Source organism: Dactylosporangium sp. NPDC000244, assembly GCF_040300725.1.
Taxonomy (GTDB): domain Bacteria; phylum Actinomycetota; class Actinomycetes; order Mycobacteriales; family Micromonosporaceae; genus Dactylosporangium.
This window is the reverse complement of the sequence record NZ_JBEPEH010000001.1, coordinates 121,596-140,710: the sequence shown is the minus strand read 5'-3', so window position 1 is coordinate 140,710 and position 19,115 is coordinate 121,596. Positions and strand designations below refer to the sequence as shown.

Annotated in this window: 19 protein-coding genes; 9 read left to right on the top strand and 10 right to left on the bottom strand. The window is 73.0% G+C overall.

Annotated elements, in window-relative coordinates:
- The first annotated feature begins 113 nt into the window (after positions 1–113).
- Together ABT369_RS00615 and ABT369_RS00610 are read left to right on the top strand one after the other, a co-directional pair.
- Positions 114–668, top strand: coding sequence for a phosphonate degradation HD-domain oxygenase (locus tag ABT369_RS00615; protein ID WP_350609125.1), 555 nt, complete (start codon positions 114–116; stop codon positions 666–668).
- A 51-nt stretch (positions 669–719) separates the two neighbouring features.
- Positions 720–1,499 (top strand): methyltransferase domain-containing protein, encoded by a 780-nt coding sequence (locus ABT369_RS00610; protein ID WP_350609123.1) that lies wholly within the window; start codon positions 720–722, stop codon positions 1,497–1,499.
- Positions 1,500–1,516: 17 nt separating this feature from the next.
- On the opposite strand, the gene ABT369_RS00605 is transcribed toward ABT369_RS00610, so the two are convergent.
- Positions 1,517–2,002, bottom strand: coding sequence for a MarR family winged helix-turn-helix transcriptional regulator (locus ABT369_RS00605; RefSeq protein ID WP_350609121.1), 486 nt, complete (start codon positions 2,000–2,002; stop codon positions 1,517–1,519).
- Positions 2,003–2,058: 56 nt separating this feature from the next.
- On the opposite strand from ABT369_RS00605, the gene ABT369_RS00600 reads away from it, so the two are divergent.
- Genes ABT369_RS00600 through ABT369_RS00590 form a run of 3 tightly spaced genes read left to right on the top strand, consistent with a single transcriptional unit; the run spans position 2,059 to position 4,516 of the window.
- The gene (locus tag ABT369_RS00600) at positions 2,059–2,949 is read left to right on the top strand and encodes an EamA family transporter (RefSeq protein WP_350609119.1); all 891 of its coding nucleotides are present in this window, start codon (positions 2,059–2,061) and stop codon (positions 2,947–2,949) included.
- Between the two features lie 32 nt (positions 2,950–2,981).
- Positions 2,982–3,317, top strand: coding sequence for a family 16 glycosylhydrolase (locus ABT369_RS00595; protein ID WP_350609854.1), 336 nt, complete (start codon positions 2,982–2,984; stop codon positions 3,315–3,317).
- Positions 3,314–4,516 carry an NAD(P)/FAD-dependent oxidoreductase gene (locus tag ABT369_RS00590; protein WP_350609118.1) on the top strand — a complete coding sequence of 401 codons (1,203 nt, stop codon included), beginning with the start codon at positions 3,314–3,316 and terminating at the stop codon, positions 4,514–4,516. Before ABT369_RS00595 ends, ABT369_RS00590 begins: the two co-directional genes overlap by 4 nt.
- Here ABT369_RS00590 and ABT369_RS00585 read toward each other — a convergent pair.
- The 4 genes from ABT369_RS00585 to ABT369_RS00570 form a co-directional block, all read right to left on the bottom strand.
- A complete protein-coding gene (locus ABT369_RS00585) occupies positions 4,509–5,345 on the bottom strand; it encodes a carbohydrate ABC transporter permease (RefSeq protein ID WP_350609116.1) in 837 nt (278 codons plus the stop codon). The genes ABT369_RS00590 and ABT369_RS00585 overlap by 8 nt on opposite strands.
- A 1-nt stretch (position 5,346) precedes the next feature.
- Positions 5,347–6,228, bottom strand: a complete 882-nt coding sequence (locus ABT369_RS00580; protein WP_350609114.1) for a carbohydrate ABC transporter permease — start codon at positions 6,226–6,228, stop codon at positions 5,347–5,349.
- A 2-nt stretch (positions 6,229–6,230) separates the two neighbouring features.
- Complete coding sequence (ngcE, locus tag ABT369_RS00575) at positions 6,231–7,637, bottom strand: N-acetylglucosamine/diacetylchitobiose ABC transporter substrate-binding protein (RefSeq protein WP_350609112.1); 1,407 nt, start codon at positions 7,635–7,637, stop codon at positions 6,231–6,233.
- 75 nt (positions 7,638–7,712) lie between these two features.
- The gene (locus ABT369_RS00570; protein WP_350609110.1) at positions 7,713–8,672 is read right to left on the bottom strand and encodes a BadF/BadG/BcrA/BcrD ATPase family protein; all 960 of its coding nucleotides are present in this window, start codon (positions 8,670–8,672) and stop codon (positions 7,713–7,715) included.
- Positions 8,673–8,725: 53 nt separating this feature from the next.
- Between ABT369_RS00570 and ABT369_RS00565 the strand changes: the two genes are divergently transcribed.
- From ABT369_RS00565 to ABT369_RS00550, 4 genes are all read left to right on the top strand, one after another.
- On the top strand, positions 8,726–9,622 hold the full coding sequence (locus tag ABT369_RS00565) for a MurR/RpiR family transcriptional regulator (RefSeq protein WP_350609108.1): 897 nt from the start codon (positions 8,726–8,728) through the stop codon (positions 9,620–9,622).
- The gene (gene murQ, locus ABT369_RS00560; protein ID WP_350609106.1) at positions 9,619–10,524 is read left to right on the top strand and encodes an N-acetylmuramic acid 6-phosphate etherase; all 906 of its coding nucleotides are present in this window, start codon (positions 9,619–9,621) and stop codon (positions 10,522–10,524) included. The genes ABT369_RS00565 and murQ overlap by 4 nt, the downstream gene beginning before the upstream one ends.
- 104 nt (positions 10,525–10,628) lie before the next feature.
- The gene (locus ABT369_RS00555) at positions 10,629–11,852 is read left to right on the top strand and encodes a C39 family peptidase (RefSeq protein ID WP_350609104.1); all 1,224 of its coding nucleotides are present in this window, start codon (positions 10,629–10,631) and stop codon (positions 11,850–11,852) included.
- Between the two features lie 6 nt (positions 11,853–11,858).
- Positions 11,859–13,778: an N-acetylmuramoyl-L-alanine amidase gene (locus tag ABT369_RS00550; RefSeq protein ID WP_350609102.1), complete on the top strand. Its 1,920-nt coding sequence runs from the start codon at positions 11,859–11,861 to the stop codon at positions 13,776–13,778.
- On the opposite strand, the gene ABT369_RS00545 is transcribed toward ABT369_RS00550, so the two are convergent.
- From ABT369_RS00545 to ABT369_RS00525, 5 genes are read right to left on the bottom strand one after another with little or no spacing between them, the layout of a single operon-like run.
- A complete protein-coding gene (locus tag ABT369_RS00545; protein ID WP_350609100.1) occupies positions 13,723–14,517 on the bottom strand; it encodes a C40 family peptidase in 795 nt (264 codons plus the stop codon). The genes ABT369_RS00550 and ABT369_RS00545 overlap by 56 nt on opposite strands.
- On the bottom strand, positions 14,514–15,611 hold the full coding sequence (locus ABT369_RS00540) for a mandelate racemase/muconate lactonizing enzyme family protein (protein WP_350609098.1): 1,098 nt from the start codon (positions 15,609–15,611) through the stop codon (positions 14,514–14,516). The genes ABT369_RS00545 and ABT369_RS00540 overlap by 4 nt, the downstream gene beginning before the upstream one ends.
- Entirely contained in the window at positions 15,608–16,387 is a 780-nt protein-coding gene (locus ABT369_RS00535; RefSeq protein WP_350609096.1) for a serine hydrolase, read from the bottom strand. The genes ABT369_RS00540 and ABT369_RS00535 overlap by 4 nt, the downstream gene beginning before the upstream one ends.
- 5 nt (positions 16,388–16,392) lie before the next feature.
- Positions 16,393–18,135, bottom strand: coding sequence for an ABC transporter substrate-binding protein (locus tag ABT369_RS00530; protein WP_350609094.1), 1,743 nt, complete (start codon positions 18,133–18,135; stop codon positions 16,393–16,395).
- 9 nt (positions 18,136–18,144) lie between these two features.
- Positions 18,145–19,110 carry an ABC transporter permease gene (locus ABT369_RS00525; protein WP_350609092.1) on the bottom strand — a complete coding sequence of 322 codons (966 nt, stop codon included), beginning with the start codon at positions 19,108–19,110 and terminating at the stop codon, positions 18,145–18,147.
- Between the last annotated feature and the right edge of the window lie 5 nt (positions 19,111–19,115).

Genomic DNA, 19,115 nt, shown 5'->3' with positions numbered 1-19,115 from the left:
ACGAGCCGGAGCCGCCGCATAACCCGGGGCCGCCGCGCAACCCGGGCCGCCGCGAGGGCAGGGGAAGCCGTGTGTTCAGCGGCGGTTCACCCGCGCCCGCGAGGATCGGCCGCATGAACACCGACGCGGCGGTCGACGAGATCCAGGCGCTCTTCGAGGGCGAGGGCGCGCGCGACTATCTCGGCGAGCCGGTCACCCAGGCCGAGCACATGCTGCAGGCCGCGGCCCTGGCCGTGCGGGACGACGCCCCCGAAGCCCTCGTCGCCGCCGCGCTGCTGCACGACGTCGGGCACTTCCACGGGGTGCTCACCGGGGCCGACCTGATGCAGGGGCGGGACAACCGGCACAGCGACACCGGCGCCGACTGGCTCGCGCGGTGGTTCGGGCCCGCGGTGTGCGAGCCGGTGCGGCTGCACGTGGCGGCGAAGCGGTACCTGTGCGCGGTCGAGCCCGGGTACCACGACCGGCTCTCCGACGCCTCGAAGTTCACGCTCGGCGTGCAGGGCGGGCCGATGACGGCGCAGGAGGCGGCGCGGTTCGCCGCGCTCGAGTACTCCGGCGACGCCGTGCGGCTGCGCCGGTGGGACGAGCTCGCCAAGGAGCCGGGGGCGGGCGTGGCGCCGTTGCAGTGGTACCGCGGCCTGCTTGTCCGCCTGATGTCGGATTGACGATCGGATTCCGGGCAGCCAGGCGGCGCGTCGCCGGGCCAGACTGGCGGGATGGCGAACGATCCGGATCCCCGTGGGCGGCTCATCGGGGCGCTGGACCAGGTGGCCGCGAACCCCGAGATCCAGCGCGTGCGCGAGGTCGCGTTCGCCGCGCTGCACCTCGAGCCGGGGCAGCGCATCCTCGACGCCGGGGCCGGGACCGGCGAGGTCGCGCGGCTGCTCGCGACCCGGCTGTGCGGCAGCGGCGCGATCGTGGCGCTCGACGCCTCGGCCGCCGCGATCGCCGCGGCGGTCGCCCGCGACGAGGGGACCAGCGTGCGGTACACCCAGGGCGACGTGACCGCCCTGGACTTCCCCGATCGCTGGTTCGACGCGGTGCGCTGCGAGCGGGTGCTGCAGCACCTGGCCGAGCCCGACGTCGCCGTGGCGGAGCTGGCCCGCGTCACCCGGGCCGGCGGGCGCGTGTGCCTCGTCGACACCGACTGGGAGTCGGTCGCCGTCGACGGGCTGCCCCGGCCGCTCGTCGCCCGGGTCCGCGAGCACCTGCTCGCGACCGTGGTCGGCCAGCACCTCGACATGGGCCGCACGCTGCGGCGGCGGCTGTTGGGCGCGGGGCTGCGCGAGGTGAGCGCGGTGCCGGTCGCGCTGTACTTCCCCGACCCCCTCGCCGCCGCGGCCGTGCTGCCGATGGTCAACCCGATGGTGCCGGCCGACACCGGCCTGATCCCGGACGACCTGCGCGAGGACTGGTTCGGCGCGCTGGGCGAGGCGGGCGAGCGCGGGGACTTCCTCGCGACGCTGACGATGTGGGTCGCGACCGCCACCGTCTGATGCCGCAGCCCGCGAGGTCAGGCCTCGGCGGCGGCGAGCAGGTCACGCAGGAGGGCCGACAGGCGCTTGCGGCTCGCCTCGGGCAGGCGCTCCAGCACCTCGCGCTGCGCGTCCAGCCCGATGACGACCGCCTCGTCGATGACCTCGCGGCCGCGACCGGTCAGCGTGATCACGAGGCCGCGCCGGTCAGCCGGGTCCGGGGAGCGGGCCACCAGGCCGGCCCGCTCGAGGCGGTCGAGCCGGCCCGTCATCCCGCCCGTGGTCAGCATCAGCGACGCGCTCAACGCCTTCGGGGACAGCTGGAACGGCTCCCCGGCCCGGCGCAGGGTGGCGAGCACGTCGAACTCGCCGCGGTTGATGCCGAGGCCGGAGTACACCTGCTCCTGCCGGTCCCCGACCACCCGGGCCAGGCGGTAGATCCGCCCGAACACGGCCATCGCGTCGGTCTGCAGCTCGGGCCGCTCCCGCCCCCACTGGGCCACGATCCGGTCGACGTCGTCCATGCCGGAACTCTAGCACCCCCTTGCGTCTAAGTAGCTTAGTTGTAAGCTACTTAGTCATGAGGAACCTTACGGCCATCGCCCCCGCGCTGTGGGGGACCACGTACCTGGTCACCACCGAGCTCCTCCCGCCCGGCCGGCCGCTGCTGGCCGGCACCCTGCGCGCCCTGCCCGCCGGGCTGCTGCTCATCGCCGCGGCCCGCGCGCTGCCGAAGGGCGCCTGGTGGTGGCGCTCCCTGGTGCTCGGCACGCTCAACATCGGGCTGTTCTTCGCGCTGCTGTTCGTGGCCGCGTACCGGCTCCCCGGAGGCGTCGCGGCCGTCCTCGGCGCGCTCGGCCCGTTCGTGGTCGCCGCGCTCGCGTTCGGGCTGCTCGGCAGCCGCCCCTCCCGCACGGTGCTCGCGGCCGGAGCCGCGGGCGTGCTCGGCGTCGCGCTGCTGGTCCTGCGCTCCGCGACGGCGCTGGACCCGATCGGCCTCGCGGCGGCCGCGGGCGGCATGGTGTCCATGTCTCTCGGGACGGTGCTCGGCCGGCGCTGGGGCGTGCCCGAGGGCGACGACCGCCGGACCGCGCTGATCGCCCTGACCGGCTGGCAGCTCACCGTCGGCGGCCTCCTGCTCGCCCCCGCGGCCCTGCTCGTCGAGGGGCTCCCGCCCGCCCTGAGCTGGGTGAACGTGGCCGGATTCGGGTACCTGTCGCTGGTCGGCACCGCCGGGGCCTACCTGCTGTGGTTCCGCGGCGTAACGACCCTCCCGCCCGCCCAGGTGACCCTGTTCAGCCTGCTCAGCCCCGTCGTCGCGGCCGCCGCCGGGTGGCTCGCGCTCGGCCAGTCGCTCTCGGCCGGACAGCTCGCCGGGGCCGTGATCGTGCTGGTCGCGGTGCTGATCGGCACCGGCGCCGGCAAGGTCGGCAAGCCGACAACCGCGCTGCGGGCCGCCGCCGCGCCGTAGTCTCCACTACCGGCTGGCCCCAGGCCGGCGAGATCGACCTGATGGAGTCGCTGGGCGCCGGCGAGCCGGGCGTCGTGCACGGCACCTTCCACGGGCCCGACGGCTCCGTGCGCGGCTGGGAGCGCCCGTTCGCCGCGAAGCCGGCCGGCGGACCCGAGAAGGGCATGCATCGGTACGGCCTGGAGTGGTGTCCCGGCGTCCTGCAGTGGTCGGCCGACGGCGTTGTGCAGGCCACGCTGCGCCGCGAGGACCTCGACGCGAAGCAGGCGTGGGTGTTCGAGCGCCCCGCCTACCTCTTACTGAACGTGGCCGCCGGCGGCCGCTGGCCGTCGATTCTGTGCACTGGTGGCGATAGGGTCGCACCGTGAGTTTCGATGCCATCGTCGTCGGCGCGCGCGTCGCCGGCTCCCCGACCGCCATGCTGCTCGCCCGGGCCGGCCACCGGGTGCTCCTGCTGGACCGGGCCACGTTCCCGAGCGACGTCATCTCGACGCACCTCGTGCACGTGCCGGGGATGGCACTGCTGCGCAGTTGGGGCCTGCACGACGCCGTCGCGAACGCGGGCGCCCCGCGGCTCGCGCGGTTCACCATGGACTTCGGCCCGTTCGTCATCAGCGCCCCGCCCCCGCCCTCCGACGGCGCCGCGCACCCGTACTGCGTGCGCCGCACCGTCCTCGACGCCATCCTCCTGGACGCCGCCCGCTCGGCCGGGGCCGAGGTGCGGGAGGGCGTGACCGTCGAGGGCCTGCTGCGCGACGCGTCCGGCCGCGTGACCGGGGTCCGCGGTGACGGCTTCGAGGAGCACGCCCGGATCGTCATCGGCGCGGACGGCCTGCGCTCGGTGGTGGCCCGCGAGGCGGGTGCCGGGACGTACCACGACACGCCGTCGCTCACCGCGTGCTACTACGCCTACTACCGCGGCCTCCTGCCCCGCGACAACGCCGAGATCTACCAGCTGGGCGACCGCGCGGTGGTGCTCTTCCCGACCAACGACGACGCGACCTGCGTGTTCGTGGCGTGCCCGAGCGCGCAGTTCCACGACTTCCGCACGGACGTGGAGGCCCACTACGCCGAGGCCATTTCGCGGGTACCGTCCGTGGCCGCCCGGGTCGCCGCCGCCGAACGGGTCGGGCGCATGCACGCGACCGCCGACGTGCCCAACTTCTTCCGCACGCCGGCCGGCCCGGGCTGGGCCCTGGTGGGCGACGCGGGCTACCACAAGGACCCGGTGATGGCCGCGGGCATCACGGACGCCTTCGTGAGCGCGCAGCTGCTGGCTGACGCGGTCCACAGTGGACTCTCCGGCGGCGACCTGGACGCGGCCGTGCAGTCCTACGCGCAGGAGCGCGATCGCCGCTTCCTGCCGGCCCTCCAGCTGACCTGCCAGCTGGCGTCGATGGAGCCCCCGAGCCCGGAGATGGCCGCGCTGTTCGCCACGATTGCGGCCAGCCCCGCGGAGTCGACCCGCTTCTTCGGCGTCATGCAGGGCAGCACGCCGATCGCGGAGTACTTCGCCCCGGACAACCTCGCCCGCATCATGTCCGGCGCCGCGGGAGCCGCTATTTGAGGTGGCCGGCGGTGAGGCCGGACTGGACCTGGCGCTGGAAGACCAGATAGAGCAGCAGCACCGGCAGCATCGCGATGGTCATGCCCGCGAACAGGCCCCCGAAGTCGCCCGCGTAGCCCTCGTTCACGGCCAGGGCGGTCAGGCCCTGCGCCAGGACCCAGCGCTTCTCGCTGCCCTCGCCCTGCAGCAGCACGATCGGGAAGATGTACTGGTTCCACTGCGTGAGGAAGTTGAAGATGCCCACGCTGATCAGCCCCGGCCGGGCCATCGGCAGCATGATGCGGAAGAACAGGCTCCAGTGCGAGCAGCCGTCCACGAGTGCGGCCTCGGCCACCGCCGTCGGCAGGGTGCGGAAGAACGCGGTCAGGAAGAACACCGTGAACGGCAGCGAGTAGGCGGTGTAGACGAGGATCAGGCCGGGCAGGGTGCCGAGCAGGCCCAGGTTCTTGACCACGAAGAAGAGCGGCACCAGGGCCAGGAACACCGGGAAGACCATGCCGCCGGCGAAGGCGTAGTAGACGACGCGCATGCCGCGCAGCTCATAGCGGGCCAGGACGTAGGCGGCCATGGCGCCCAGCAGCATGGTCAGGGCCAGCGCGCCGGCCACCACGATGGTGCTGTTGAGGAAGTAACGGCCCATGTGGGCCTCGTTCCAGGCGCGCGCCCAGTTCGAGAAGCGCAGCGACGAGGGCAGGCTCCAGGCGTCGGACAGGATCTCGTCGTCGCTCTTGAAGGAGCTGACCACCGCCCACAGCAGCGGGAAGGTGGTCAGCAGCGCCCAGCCGAAGAGGAAGACGTGGGAGAAGGCGTTGCCGAGGCGGGGGCGCACGTCAGTACTCGATGCGTTCGCGGCGGGTCAGGCGCAGGGACGCGATCGCGACCGTGAGCGTCACGAAGAACATCGCGACGCCGATCGCGGAGGCGTAGCCGAACTTGGCGTCGCCGAAGGCGGTGTTGTAGAGCCGCAGTCCCACGACGTCCGTGCTGAATCCGGGGCCCCCGTTGGTGATGATCTGCACGAGGGCGAAGCCGTCCAGGGCGATGATGGCGAGGTACACCCACGCCACCTGAATCGTGTCCCACAGCAGCGGCACGGTGATCCGCCACAGGGTGGTGAAGCGGCTCGCGCCGTCGAGCATGACGGCCTCGTAGATCTCGCGCGGGATCGAGGACATCGCGGCGCCGAAGAGCACCACGTAGAAGCCGACGTTGCTCCACACCATCACGACGAGCACCGCCCAGAAGGCCACGTCGGGGTCGCCGAGCCAGGTGCGGGCGAGCGAGCCGAGCCCGACGGCGCGCAGGAAGCCGTTGACGAGGCCGCCGTTCGGGGCGTACATCTCGCGCCAGAGCACGCCGATGATGGCCACCGAGAGCACCTGCGGGAAGAAGTACACGATGCGGTACACGGCGCCGAACCGCACGCCGTGGATGTTCAGCATGGACGCGAAGAAGAGGCCCAGCACGATGGTGGCGACGGGGAGCACGGCGAGCAGGACGGCGTTGTGCCGCAGGGCATTCCAGAAGTACTCGTCCGACAGCAGCCGCGTGAAGTTGCCGGTCCCGACGTAGTCCCACGTCGGGCTCAGGCCGCGCCAGTTGGTCGTGGAGACCTGGAACGCCTGCAGGTAGGGCGAGACGACGAAGACGGCGTAGACCGCCACGGCGGGCAGCAGGAACGTGATGGCGAACAGGCGCCGACCGTGGCGCATCCTCAGCTGCTCCGCTTGTACTTCTTGATGGAGTCGTCCTTCGCGATCGCGTCCGCGCCCTTCTGACACTGCTCGACGAACTGCTTGGCGTTGATCTGCTTGGTGAACAGCGCCCCGCACGCGGCGTCGACGAGCTCGCGCTCCAGCTTGCGGTAGTAGGAGTTGTACACCCAGTTGAAGCCCTTGTCGCCGGAGGCCTTGAGCGCCTTGGTGACCGACGCCAGCCCGGGCGGCAGGTTCACGCCCTGGTCGAGCCCGGCGACGCAGGTGAGGCTCGCGACCCGGTTGGTGAAGTCGATCGCGCCCTTCTTCGACAGCATGACGCGCAGGTACTCCAGCCCGCCCGCGAGGTTCTTCGCCTTGGCCGGCACGATGAACGGCTCGCCGGTCGTGCCGCGCAGCGCCTCGAACGGCAGCTTGTCCGAAGTGGACAGGCTGGAGGTGGGCGCGACGGTCATCTGGAAGTCGGGCGGCGTGACGGCCTTCTGCTCGCTCTCCAGCCAGGAGCCGCACGAGATGAACACGGCCTTGCCCTTGCACCACTCGGTCTGCGACTGGATGTGGTCGAGCCCCTCCGAGCCGGGCATGATGTAGCCGTCGACCGCCAGCTGCGAGTAGGCGTCCGCGGCGGCGAGGATCGCCTCGTGCTTCCACGCGTTCGGCTCGAGGTTGTCGATGGCCACGAGCACGTCCTGGCCGGCCAGCTTCGCCGCGGCGGACAGGATCGGCCACGACATGTACCGCGGATGCTTGCCCTGATAGGTCCAGGGCGAGATGCCGGCGGCCTTGATGGTCTTGCACAGGGCGATCATCTCGTCCCACGTCTTCGGGTACTGCCACCCCTTGTCGTTCATGAGCTTGGCGGAGTACCAGATCCCGTAGACGGTGTAGGTGTAGTTGAGCGCCATCGTCTTGCCGTCGTAGGTGCCGGGCAGCAGCGAGCCGGGCAGGAGCGTGTCGCGCACCTTCTTGGCCGGGTCGTCGATGCTGGGCGCGTCCAGCATCGGCCCGAGGTCGGCCAGGGCGCCCTGCGAGACGAGGCCGTTGAAGTCGATCTGGCCGGCGCCGGAGTTGTCGATGACGTCGGGCGGGCTGCCGTCGACGAAGCGGGGCTGCAGCGTCTGCCCGATCTGCTGGGTCGCCGAGTGCTTGATCTGCGCCTTCGGGTACTTCTCGGTGTACATCGCCTCGTGCGCCTTGGCGTAGTCCTCGCCGAAGCCGCCGTTGAAGATGACGACCTCCAGCGGCGCGTCCTCCTTGACGCCGAGCGGGTTCGCGGCGTTCTTCGCGCCCTGCTCGGTGCTGGAGGGCTTGTCGTCGCCGCCGGACAGCGCGCACGCGCCCAGGGTGGCCGAGGCGGCGGCCAGGGCGCTCGAGCCGAGCAGGGCCCGCCGGGAAAGAAGACTCATCGCCGCTCCTTCGCAAGGGACGTCTGTCGATGACAATGAAGGTTTCCAACCAAACTTGCAAGGGGCGGTAGATTGTTACCGGGTCAGCCGGGCGTGTACCGCGGCATCCGGAGCGGCCCCGATGACCTGCGTGATCGCCAGCCAGAGGGCCCCCGCCGGGCCGTAGGTCGCCGCCATGGGCACGATCCGGTAACGCTCCCGCACGGCCGCCCGGACGCGTTCGGCCACCGGGCCGGGCGACAGCAGGACGGAGCCCGCGAGCACGACGGCCGGCCGGGGCAACGCGGCGCGCCCGGCAACCGTCTCCAAGGTGTGCAGCAGATGCCCCGCGGCCTCCTCGACGAGCGCCACCGCCACCGCGTCCCCGGCCGCGGCGAGCGCGCTCACGGCCGGCGCCAGGGCACCGAGCGCGGCGGGCGGGCGGTCGAACGCGGCGCGCAGCAGGGCCTGGTCGTCGCCGGCCGGGACGCCCAGCAGGGGGCTCAGCGCCTGCGTGAGCGCCGTGGCCGGGCCGCGGCCGTCGAGCGCGCGCAGCACGGCGCGCAGGCCCGCGCGGCCGAGCCAGACCGCCGAGCCCTCGTCGCCGAGCAGCCAGCCGTACCCGTCGCAGCGATGCGTCAGCCGCCCGCCCGCGAACGCGGCCCCGACCGCCCCGGTGCCGGCGAGCAGCAGCAGCCCGTCCGGCGACGGCGAACCCGCGGCGAAGCCGACCTCGAGGTCGGTCACCGCGACCACGCGGCCGCCGAGCCCCGCCGCGCGCCAGGCCGCCTCGGCCGCCGCCTGAGTCGCGGCCCGCGCGGCCGCACCGCCCGCGATCCCGACCACCCCGAGCGCGACCCGCCCGGCGCCGTCCCGGGATCGGGCGAGTAGATTGCGCAGCGCGACCGTGAGCGCCTCCACCGGCGCCGCGCCGCTCGAGTTCCGGTTGGCACCGCCCGACTCCGCCCGTGCCAGGACGGTGCCGTGCAGGTCGCTCAGCGCGCACCGCGTGGTCGTGGCGCCCGCGTCAACACCGATGACCAGGGGCTCAAGCATCGCGTCACCGCATTCCATTGACGAAACCGACGAGGCAACGGAAACTTTTCCACATGACGGACGACGCTCGCCAGGTCTCCACGGCCGTGAAGATCCGCGGGCTCCTGCCCTCGCTGTCGCGGGCCGAGCAGCGGGTCGGCCGAATCATCATCGAGGAGGCGGCCACCGCCGCACAGATGACGATCACGGAGCTGGCCAAGCGCGCCGACACCTCCGAGACCACGGTCATCCGCTTCTGCCGCGCCATCGGCGTCTCCGGCTACCCCGAGCTGCGGCTCAAGCTCGCCGCCGAGGCCGGACGGGTGCAGGACGACCCGGCCCAGGAGGCGATCGGCAGCGACATCAGCCGCTCCGACGACCTCGGCCAGGTGGTCAAGACCATCGCCTACGCCGACGCCCGGGCCGTGGAGGAGACCGCCGCCCAGCTCGACCTGGAGGCGCTGGGCAAGGTCGTCACCGCGATCGCCGCGGCCCGCCGGATCGACATCTACGGCGTGGGCGCGAGCGCGTTCGTGGCCCAGGACTTCCAGACCAAGCTGCACCGCATCGGGCTGACCGCCTACGCGTGGTCGGACCTGCACCTGGCGCTGACGAGCGCGGCCCTGCTCGGCGAGGGCGACGTCGCGATCGGCATCTCGCACACGGGCACCACCGTGGACACCATGGAGGCCTTCGCCGAGGCCGGGCGGCGCGGGGCGACGACGGTCGCGCTCACCAACTTCCCGAAGTCGCCGATCACGCGCGTCGCCGACCTGGTGCTGACCACGGCCGCGCGGGAGACCACGTTCCGCTCGGGCGCGATGGCCAGCCGGCTCGCCCAGCTCACCGTGGTCGACTGCGTGTTCGTCGGCGTCGCCCAGCGCACCTACGACCGCACACGCTCGGCCCTGGAGTCGACGCGCGACGCGGTGCGAAGCCGGCGGACCAAGGCCGATCGGGGCCGCTGGTGAGCGTCTCCCCCGGGGTCTCGCCCACCGAGGAGCGCAACCCGCACACGGTCTACATCGACCAGCTGCCCACGCTCGACATGCTCCGGCTGATCAACGCCGAGGACGCCAAGGTCGCTCCGGCGGTCTCGGCGGTACTGCCCGACGTGGCCGAGGCCGTCGACCTCGCCGTGACCGCCCTGCGCGCGGGCCGGCGCATGCACTACTTCGGCGCGGGAACCTCCGGCCGCATGGCGGTGCTGGACGCCGCCGAGCTGCACCCCACGTTCGGCGTCGGCTACGAGCGGGTCGTCGCCCACATCGCCGGCGGGCTCCCTGCCCTGCACACCGCGGCCGAGGGCGTCGAGGACGACGCCGAGCTCGGCGCGGCCGCGGCGGCCGACCTGGCCGCGGGGGACCTCGCCGTGGGCGCGACGGCGAGCGGCGCCACCCCGTACGTCGGCGGAGCGCTGCGCGCCGCCCGGGCCGCCGGGGCCGGCACCGTGCTGATCTCCGCGAACCCGAACGCGCCGCTGGCCGACCTGGCCGACGTCGTCATCGCGGTCGACACCGGCCCCGAGGCGATCACCGGCTCGACCCGCATGAAGGCCGGCACCGCCCAGAAGCTGGTGCTCAACGCGCTGTCGACGGCGGTCATGGTCCGGCTCGGCCGCACGTACTCGAACCTGATGACCGACATGGTCGCGAGCAACCGCAAGCTGCGCGGCCGCCAGGTGCGCATGCTCGCCCAGGCGACCGGGCTGCCCCCCGAGGCCTGCACGACCGCCCTGGCCGAGGCGGGCGGCGAGTCGAAGGTCGCCCTCGTGGCGCTGCTGGCCCAGACGCCGGCCGCGGACGCCCGCCGCGCGCTGGAGCGCTCGGACGGCGTGGTGCACGCGGCCCTGGCCGAGCTGCACGGTCGGTAAAAAACCTTCATCGGACTGGATCCGGTTGGAAGGTATCGACATCGACGCCGGTGACGGTATAGCGTGCCATCAATCAATCGCCTCAGGTTTCCCCTGGAGGAGCGATGGCCCTCATCCCGGCACTGGTCGCAACCGCCGTGCTCGCCGCGCCGCTCGGCGCACCGATCGACACACCCTCGGCCGCCCCGGTCACGCACGACGAACAGATCTCCTTCCACCGGTGGCGCGCCTTCCAGCACTGGGACCGCGGCGGCGCGGACGGCTGGGAGACCGCCACCTGGACCTCACCGCGGCAGCGCACCGGGTTCGGCGCGAGCGAGCTCGTCGCCTCCTGGAACGCCGACACGCCCGCGGGCACCTGGCTGCAGGTCGAGCTGCTGGGCACGTACACCAACGGCGAGAGCACGCCGGCCTACGTCATGGGCCGCTGGGCCTCGGGCGACCAGGACATCAAGCGGTCCTCGGTGGACGGTCAGGGCGACGCCCACTCCAGCGTCTACACGGACACGTTCTCCATCGACGACGTGTCCAAGGGCGTGCTGCTGGACAGCTACCGCCTCCGCGTGACCCTGTTCCGCAAGCCCGGCTCGCACGCGTTCCCGCGCGTCCGGCAGATCGGCGCGATGGTCTCCAACGTGCCGGACCGGTTCACGGTCGCCCCGAGCGCCGGGCACATCGCCTGGGGCCGGGAGCTCAAGGTCCCGCGGTACTCGCAGAACATCCACATCGGACAGTACCCGGAGTACGACGGCGGCGGCGAGGCGTGGTGCTCACCCACCTCGACCGAGATGGTCGTCGAGTACTGGGGCCGCGGGCCGAGCGCCGCCGACCTCGCCTGGGTCGACCCGTCCTACGCCGACCCGCAGGTCGACCACGCGGCCCGGATGACCTACGACTACACCTACGCCGGCGCCGGGAACTGGCCGTTCAACACCGCCTACGCGGCGACGTTCGGGCTGACCGGCATCGTGACCCGGCTGCACTCCCTCGACGAGCTGGAGCGCTTCATCGCGGCCGGCATCCCGGTCGTCACCTCGCAGTCGTTCCTCGCCTCGGAGCTCACGGGCGCGAACTACTCGACCTCCGGGCACCTGTTCGTGGTCGTCGGGTTCACCGCGACCGGCGACGTCATCGTCAACGACCCGGCCTCGTCGTCGGACGACGCGGTCCGCAACGTCTACCAGCGCACCGAGTTCGAGCAGGTGTGGCTGCGCACCAAGCGCCACCGCGCGGACGGGTCGGTCGCCTCCGGCAGCGGCGGCATCGCATACCTCATCGCACCGCCGGGCAAGGCGCTGCCCCGCGTGCCCGGCTCGGAGAATTGGTAGGCCGACATGAGAATCCTCGCCGTCGCGGTGCTCGGCGCCGCGATCCTCGTCGCACCCGGCACAGCCGGCGCGGCGCAGGCCGGACGCCAGCAGGACTTCACCGATGCCGCGAACGCCGCCGGCGTACCGGCCGATGTCCTCCTCGCCGTGTCGTACCTGGAGTCGCGGTGGGACACCAACCGCGGCGCCCCCAGCACCAGCGGCGGCTTCGGCCCCATGCATCTCACCGACGCCGCCGCGGTGAGCGCACGCCACGACGGTATCGGGGACGCGCGGGGCGACACCGCGCGACCGTCCACGGTGGATGCTCCGGCCGGCGCGCCGGTGCCGGGGAGGCAGACCCTCGACCGGGCCGCCGAGCTCACCGGGCTCGGCCGGGACCGGCTGCGCACGGACGCGCGGGACAACATCCGGGGCGGCGCCGCGCTGCTGGCCTCCTACCAGCGCGACCTCGGCGCGCCCGGCGGGGCCGGCAGCGACCCGGCCGCCTGGTACGGCGCCGTCGCCCGCTACAGCGGCGCGGACACCGCCGACGCGGCCGGGGACTTCGCCGACGAGGTGTACGCGACGCTGCGCGACGGCGCCGACCGGGTCACCGACGACGGCGAGCACGTGACGCTGAGCGCGCACGCGGCGGTGCGCCCGCAGGTGGCCTGGCTCGACCGGCTCGGTCTGCGCAGGCCGCCGCGGCCGGATGGCGTCGAGTGCCCGCCGGACCTGCCGTGCGAGTGGATCCCGGCCCCGTACGCGGATCTCGGCGGCGGGGACTACGGCAACCACGACCTCGGCGACCGCCCGGCGAGCCAGCGGGTGCGGTACATCGTCATCCACGACACCGAGGAGTACTACGACCGGACCGTGCAGCTGGTGCAGGACCCGGCGTACGTCAGCTGGAACTACACCATCCGCTCGGCCGACGGGCACGTGGCCCAGCACGTGAAGGCCAAGGACGTCGCGTGGCACGCCGGGAACTGGTACGTCAACGCGACCTCCGTCGGCATCGAGCACGAGGGCTTCGCGGCCGAGGGCGCCTGGTACACCGAGGCGATGTACCGCGCCTCGGCGAAGCTCGTGCGCTACCTCGCCGCCCGGCTGGACGTCCCGCTCGACCGCGGCCACATCGTCGGCCACGACAACGTGCCGGGCACCGTGCCGTCCACCGTGGCCGGGATGCACTGGGACCCGGCGCCCTACTGGGACTGGGGGCACTACTTCGACCTGCTGCACGCGCCCTTCCGCGGCACGGGCACGGCGCACACGGGGCTGGTCACCATCGACCCGGACTACGACGCGAACCGGCCCGCGTTCACCGGCTGTGACGGTACGACGGGCGGCCCTTGCCCTTCCCACGGCGCCTCCGCGCTGATCCTGCACACCGCGCCCGACGCCAACGCCCCGCTGCTGAGCGACCCCGGGCTGCACCCCGACGGCTCGGCGGCGACGATGGCCCTGTCCGACACCGGATCGCGGGTCTCGGCCGGCCAGACCTACGCCGTCGCCGGGCGCTCCGGGGACTGGACGGCGATCTGGTACCTCGGGCAGCGGGGCTGGTTCCTCAACCCGCCCGCGCACCCGGCGGCGAAGTGGGCGACGGGCCTCGTCGCGGTGCCGAAGCCGGGCCGGACCACGATCCCCGTGTACGGGCGCGCGTACCCGGAGCAGGCGGCGTACCCGGCGGGCGTGCCCTACCAGGCGATCACGCCGCTGCAGTACACGTTCGCGGCCGGCCAGCGGTACGCGGTCGCGGGGATCGTGCCCGGCGAGTACTACCGCGCGGTGTCCTTCGACGGCTCCGCGCCCGGCGACCGGACGGTCGTTCGGGGCCAGACGAAGTACGTGCAGATCCAGTTCGGGCACCGGTTCATGTTCGTCAATCTGGACGATGTGCAGCTGGTGCCGTCGCCGCTGGGCGCGCCGCGCCAGTGAGCGTGGCGGCCCGGGCCGGGGGCAAGGACTCCTCGACCACGATCCGCGCGTCGCCGCACGCGTGCAGCATGACGCCCGGCTCCACCACGATGCCGACGTGGTGGATCCGGGCGCCGGGCAGCGCGAAGAAGTACAGGTCGCCGCGGCGCTCCTGGCCCAGCGGCACCGGTTCGGCGGCGGCCGCCTGGTCGCGGGCGTCGCGGGGCAGCCGTACCCCGGCGCGGCGCCAGGCGAGGTGGACGAGGCCGGAGCAGTCGATGCCGTGCGGGGAGAGGCCGCCCCACACGTACACGGCGCCGAGCAGCCGCCGCGCGGTCTCGAGGGGGTCGGGCGCGTCGGCGCGCACGTCGGATTCGGCGACCCACAACGGTTGCGCGGCCCCCGGCACGCGGACGGGCCGCCACCCGTCGCGGCTCGGGCCGGCCGCGACGAGCCGGGTGCCGAGCGGGACGCCGGGCATGGCGAGCGTCCCGTTCGGCTCGTCCCGCAGGTCCGTCGAGAGTGTGTCCACCATGGACACCGGGCCGTCGGGGTCCGCCGCCTCGGCGAGCTGGGTGATCGGCAGCCAGCCGGGGTAGTCGCCCTGGCCGGGCAGGGTGACCCGGGCCCAGCCGTCGGCGTGGACCTCCTTGACCTCGGCCGCGTCGCCGAGCAGGGCCTGGGTCACGACGTTCGGCGGGGTTCGGTGCTCGGGGTCGCGGTAGAGCGTGGCGAGCGGGATGCGGACGGCGTGCGTCATGGCGGCTCCTTGAGACTCAGCCCCAGTCCTGGCGCGTCGGGCAGCACGACCTCGGCGCCTTCGTAGCGCAGCCCGCCGGTCACCGGGGAGGCGCCCAGGAACCAGGCCGCGTCGAGGTCGGAGACGACCGTGGTGCCGCACGCGGCCACGAGGCTCGCCGCGGCGCCGACGCCGATCTCCGTCTCCATCATCGAGCCGACCATGGTGCCGACGTCGTGCGCGGCGGCGAGCTCGAGCAGGGTGCGGGCCGGGCCGAGGCCGCCGCACTTGGCCAGCTTGACGTTCACCAGGTCGGCGGCGCGGCGGCGGATGACCTCGGTCAGGTCGCGGACCCCGAAGACCGCCTCGTCGGCCAGGATCGGCACGTCGACGCGGGCGCTGACCCAGGCCAGCCCGTCGAGGTCGGCCGCGGGCACGGGCTGCTCGACGAGCTCGACGTCCAGGCCCGCGTCCTGCATGCCGCGGATGGCCCGCACCGCGGCGCGCGGGGTCCAGCCCTGGTTGGCGTCGAGGCGGATGCGGGCGTCCGGGCCGGCCGCGGCGCGGATGCGGGCGACGCGGGCGACGTCGGCGGTGGCCGCGTCGCGCTCGCCGGCGCCCTTGCCCACCTTGACCTTCAGCACCCGGAAGCCCTCGGCGACCCGGGCGGCGGCGGCCGCGGCGAGCTCGTCGGCGCCGCCCGCGGGCAGGGTGACGTCGGTGGGCACGCGCAGCCGGGCGCCGCCGAGCAGCCGCACGAGCGGGATGCCGAGGCGGCGGGCGGCGAGGTCGTGCAGGGCGGTGTCGGCCGCGGCCTTCACGCCGAAGTTGCCGGCCGCGGCCCGCTGGACCGCGCGCAGGTTCGCGTTGAGGTCGTCGGCGTCGCGGCCGGTGAGCGCCGGCCCGATGAGCTGCGCCACGCAGGCCTCGGCGCCGGCGACGGACTCGCCGGTGACCTTCCAGACCTCGGGGGCCTCGCCGAAGCCGGAGCGGCCGTCGGCGTCGACGACCTCGACGAGCAGGCTCTCGGCGGTCGTGGCGGTACGCAGGGCGGTGACGAACGGGGTGTGCAGCGGCACGCTGATCCGGTGCGTGCGGACGGCTTCGATCGTCATCCGGCCCGCCCCGCCCAGGCGTCCGCGGAGATCTCGGCGATCCGGCGGCAGGCCTGCTCGTCGTAGTCGTCCGGCGGGACGCCCCGCGAGGTGGTGCAGACGGCGATCACGTACGGCTCCGCGTCGGGCGGGGTGACGAGGCCGGCGCTGTGCCGCACGCCCGTCATCCAGCCGTTCTTGTGCGCGATGCGCACCCCGTCGGGCAGGCCGGCCGCGAGGTCGACGCGCCATTCCTGGGCGGCGAGCAGGTCGAGCATCTCCGCGCACGCCTCCGGTTCGGCGAGGGTGCCGCGGTGCAGGGCGGTGAACAGCGCGGCCAGGTCGGCGGCGGTGACGACGTTGTCCAGCCCGGCGTCGCGGGCCGCGTAGTCCTCGATGCCGCGGGCGGTCACGCTGTGCGCCGCGCCCGCGAGCCGCCACACCTCGGCCACGGCGGGCAGGCCCACGCGGGCCAGGAGCAGGTTGGTGGCCAGGTTGCTGGAGCGCACGATCATCCGGCGGGCCAGCCACCGGGCGGGCACCGCGGTGCCGAGGTGCGGCCAGACCTCGTCGTCATCGTCGTAGGAGCGGTCGTTGTGGTACCGCGAGCCGTCCCCCAGGGCGCTGGCGAAGTCGTTGACGACCGGCACCGGATCGTCGAGACCGCCGGTGCGGTACAGCGCCGCGAGCACGGCCACCTTCATCGTGCTCGCGGCGCCGTGGAGGCGGTCGGGGTCCTGCGCGTGCCGGGGCGGGTCGCCGGGGCGACCCACCCACACCGAGACATAGCTCGTCATCGGGCCTACTTCACATAGGTGTTCACGAACTGCGGGCTGCCGAAGATGCTGTCGATGAACACACCGTGCACCCGCGAGCCGTGCAGTGTGAACATGACCTGCACGTAGAGCGGTACCACCGGCGCGTACTCGCGCATGATCTTCTCGTCCAGCTTCGCCCATTCGTCACCCTGCCGCTCGACCGGCAGCGCGAGCACCCGGTCGAACTCGGCGTTCAGCGCGGGCGCGTTGAGGTAGGACGCGCCGTTGTTGCTGCCGCCGTCCTTGATCGCCCGGCCGTCGTAGAGCACCGGCAGGATCGCGGCGCCGCTGGGCCAGTCCGCGCCCCAGGAGCCGATGTAGAGGTCCCAGGGGTTGTCCCGCTTCTTGGTCTCGTCGAGGAACGAGTCGGCCGGGATCGCCTTCAGCGTGATCTTGAATCCGGCCTTCTCCAGGTTGCCCGCCAGCTGGGTGCTGAGCGCCTGGAACGTCGCGTCGTCGGCGAACGCGAGCACGAGCTCCTTCGTCGCGCCGCCGAGCAGCTCCTTCGCCTTGGCCGGATCGCCGCTCTTGCCCGCCGGGTAGGCGTCGTACTGCTTCCACCCGATCGTCGCCGGCGGCATGAGCGTCGTGACCGGCGCGGCGAAGGTGGCCCCGCCGAGGGTCTTGATGAGCCCGTCGCGGTCGATGGCGTAGTTGAGCGCCTGGCGCACCTTGAGGTCGGTGACCCGCTGGTTGTTGATGGTGAGCGTGAAGTGCTGGGGCGTCGGGGCCTGCAGGATGCGGTCCTTGAGCGCCGTGTCCCCGACCACCTTGGACACCAGCGAGGGGTCGACGCCGTTCCAGGAGACCGCGGTCTGGTCGGCCCCGCCGTCGGTGATGATCCGGTTGGTCTGGGTCACCGGGTCGGGCCCGAACGACCAGACGAACGCGTCCGGGTACTGGTGACGCACCGGGTCGGTGGCCGGGTCCCACGCGGTGTTGCGCTCCATCGTGAGCTGGGTGCCGGCCTCGTTCTTGGTGATCTTGTACGGCCCGGAGGAGACGGGCTTGGCGTCGTACTGCGTGCCGGTGTCCTTCGCCGCGGGCACGGGCGCGGTCGCCGGCAGGGACGCGGCGAAGGGCAGGTCGCAGTGCGGCTTCGCGAACGTGAGCTGCAGCGTCTTGTCGTCGGGGACGGTGAGCCCCGGCGGGAGCCCGGTCTTGTTGCTCTTGAAGTCGAACTTGGTGTCGAACTGGGGCGAGTCGGCGAGCCACTCCTGGATGTAGGTCGGGCCGCCGGTGAGGGACAGGTCGAAGGAGCGCGCGATGCCGTAGGCGATGTCCCGGGCCGTGATCGCCGAGCCGTCCTCGAACTTCACCCCGTCCTTCACGGTGAAGCGCCAGGTCTTGCAGTCCTTGTTGACGTCCGTGCCCGGGGTGGTCGCGAGGTCGCCGACGAGCGTCACGTGTCCCTGCCCGTCGTCCTTGTAGGTGGTGAGCCGGCGGGCGTAGAGCTGGGAGGCGTTGAGGCCGACGAAGCTGTAGGCGCGCTGGGGGTCCAGGTGCGCGATCTTCGTCTGCCGGATGACGGTCACGGTGCCGCCCTTGGCCGCGCCGGGCACCTCGGCGGCCGGGCCCTGCGAGTCCTTCGGGTCGGTGGCGATCGCGCCGCTGGCCTGCCGGTTGGTGTCGACGCCCAGGTCGTCGTCGGTCTTGGTGTTGTTCGTGCAGGCACCGAGTCCCGCCACGAGCGTGAGCAGCACGGCGGCCGTGAGTTCTCTGCGCATTGTCCTCCCCTATCGCAAGCGGACCCGCGGATCGATCCGGGTGTAGAGCGCGTCGACGACGATGTTCGCGACGATGATGAAGGCCGCCGCGAGCAGGACGGTCGCCATGATCGTCGGCAGGTCCCCGTCGCGGACGGCGTCGATGGCGGTGCGGCCGAGGCCGCGGAACCCGAAGGTGGTCTCGGTGATGACGGTGCCGCCGAGCGCCGTGCCGACGTCCAGCCCCGCGGCCGTCACGAGCGGGGTGATCGCGGCGCGCAGCACGTGCCGGCGCACCACGAGCCGCTCCGGCAGGCCCTTCGCGCGGGCGGTGCGCACGAAGTCCTCGGACATCGTCTCCAGCATCTGGGCGCGGGCCAGCCGGGCGTACACGGCGGAGAAGAGGAACGCCAGGGTGCACCAGGGCAGCACGAGCGCGGTGAGCCAGGCCAGGGGATCGTCCAGCAGCGGGGTGTAGTGCGGGTAGGGCAGCACCTTCAGCGTGTAGACGAACACGAGGAGCAGGACGCCGCCGACGAAGTACAGCTGCATCGAGGCCCCGGACAGCGAGAAGCCGATCGCGAGCCGGTCGAACACGGTGCCGCGGCGCAGCGCGGAGAGCATGCCGAGGCCGATGCCCAGCGCCAGCCACAGCGCCGCCGCCGGGATCACGATGCTCAGCGTCACCGGGAGGGTCCGCGCGAACGTGTCGCGCACCGGCTCGTTGTTGACGTAGCTGTACCCCAGGCAGGGCGCCGGGCAGCCGTCACGGCCGGCGAACACGCCCTTGAAGTACCGCAGATACTGCACCGGCTTCGGATCGTTGAGCCCGAGCTCGTCGCGCACCCGCTCCAGCCGCTGCGCGTCGCAGTTCTTCGGGCACATCGCGGCGGCCGGGTCCCGCGGCAGCGCGAAGAACATCAGGAACGTCACGACGCTGACCGCGAAGAGCGTGAGCAGGCCCAGACAGACCCGGCGGACCAGGAAGGTGCCCATGCGCG

Coding starts and splice junctions, on each gene's coding strand:
- ABT369_RS00615 (WP_350609125.1), top strand. CDS start 114: ATGAACACCGACGCGGCGGTCGACGAGATCCAGGCGCTCTTCGAGGGC.
- ABT369_RS00610 (WP_350609123.1), top strand. CDS start 720: ATGGCGAACGATCCGGATCCCCGTGGGCGGCTCATCGGGGCGCTGGAC.
- ABT369_RS00605 (WP_350609121.1), bottom strand. CDS start 2,002: ATGGACGACGTCGACCGGATCGTGGCCCAGTGGGGGCGGGAGCGGCCC.
- ABT369_RS00600 (WP_350609119.1), top strand. CDS start 2,059: ATGAGGAACCTTACGGCCATCGCCCCCGCGCTGTGGGGGACCACGTAC.
- ABT369_RS00580 (WP_350609114.1), bottom strand. CDS start 6,228: ATGCGCCACGGTCGGCGCCTGTTCGCCATCACGTTCCTGCTGCCCGCC.
- ngcE (WP_350609112.1), bottom strand. CDS start 7,637: ATGAGTCTTCTTTCCCGGCGGGCCCTGCTCGGCTCGAGCGCCCTGGCC.
- ABT369_RS00570 (WP_350609110.1), bottom strand. CDS start 8,672: ATGCTTGAGCCCCTGGTCATCGGTGTTGACGCGGGCGCCACGACCACG.
- ABT369_RS00565 (WP_350609108.1), top strand. CDS start 8,726: ATGACGGACGACGCTCGCCAGGTCTCCACGGCCGTGAAGATCCGCGGG.
- ABT369_RS00555 (WP_350609104.1), top strand. CDS start 10,629: ATGGCCCTCATCCCGGCACTGGTCGCAACCGCCGTGCTCGCCGCGCCG.
- ABT369_RS00550 (WP_350609102.1), top strand. CDS start 11,859: ATGAGAATCCTCGCCGTCGCGGTGCTCGGCGCCGCGATCCTCGTCGCA.
- ABT369_RS00545 (WP_350609100.1), bottom strand. CDS start 14,517: ATGACGCACGCCGTCCGCATCCCGCTCGCCACGCTCTACCGCGACCCC.
- ABT369_RS00540 (WP_350609098.1), bottom strand. CDS start 15,611: ATGACGATCGAAGCCGTCCGCACGCACCGGATCAGCGTGCCGCTGCAC.
- ABT369_RS00535 (WP_350609096.1), bottom strand. CDS start 16,387: ATGACGAGCTATGTCTCGGTGTGGGTGGGTCGCCCCGGCGACCCGCCC.
- ABT369_RS00530 (WP_350609094.1), bottom strand. CDS start 18,135: ATGCGCAGAGAACTCACGGCCGCCGTGCTGCTCACGCTCGTGGCGGGA.
- ABT369_RS00525 (WP_350609092.1), bottom strand. CDS start 19,110: ATGGGCACCTTCCTGGTCCGCCGGGTCTGTCTGGGCCTGCTCACGCTC.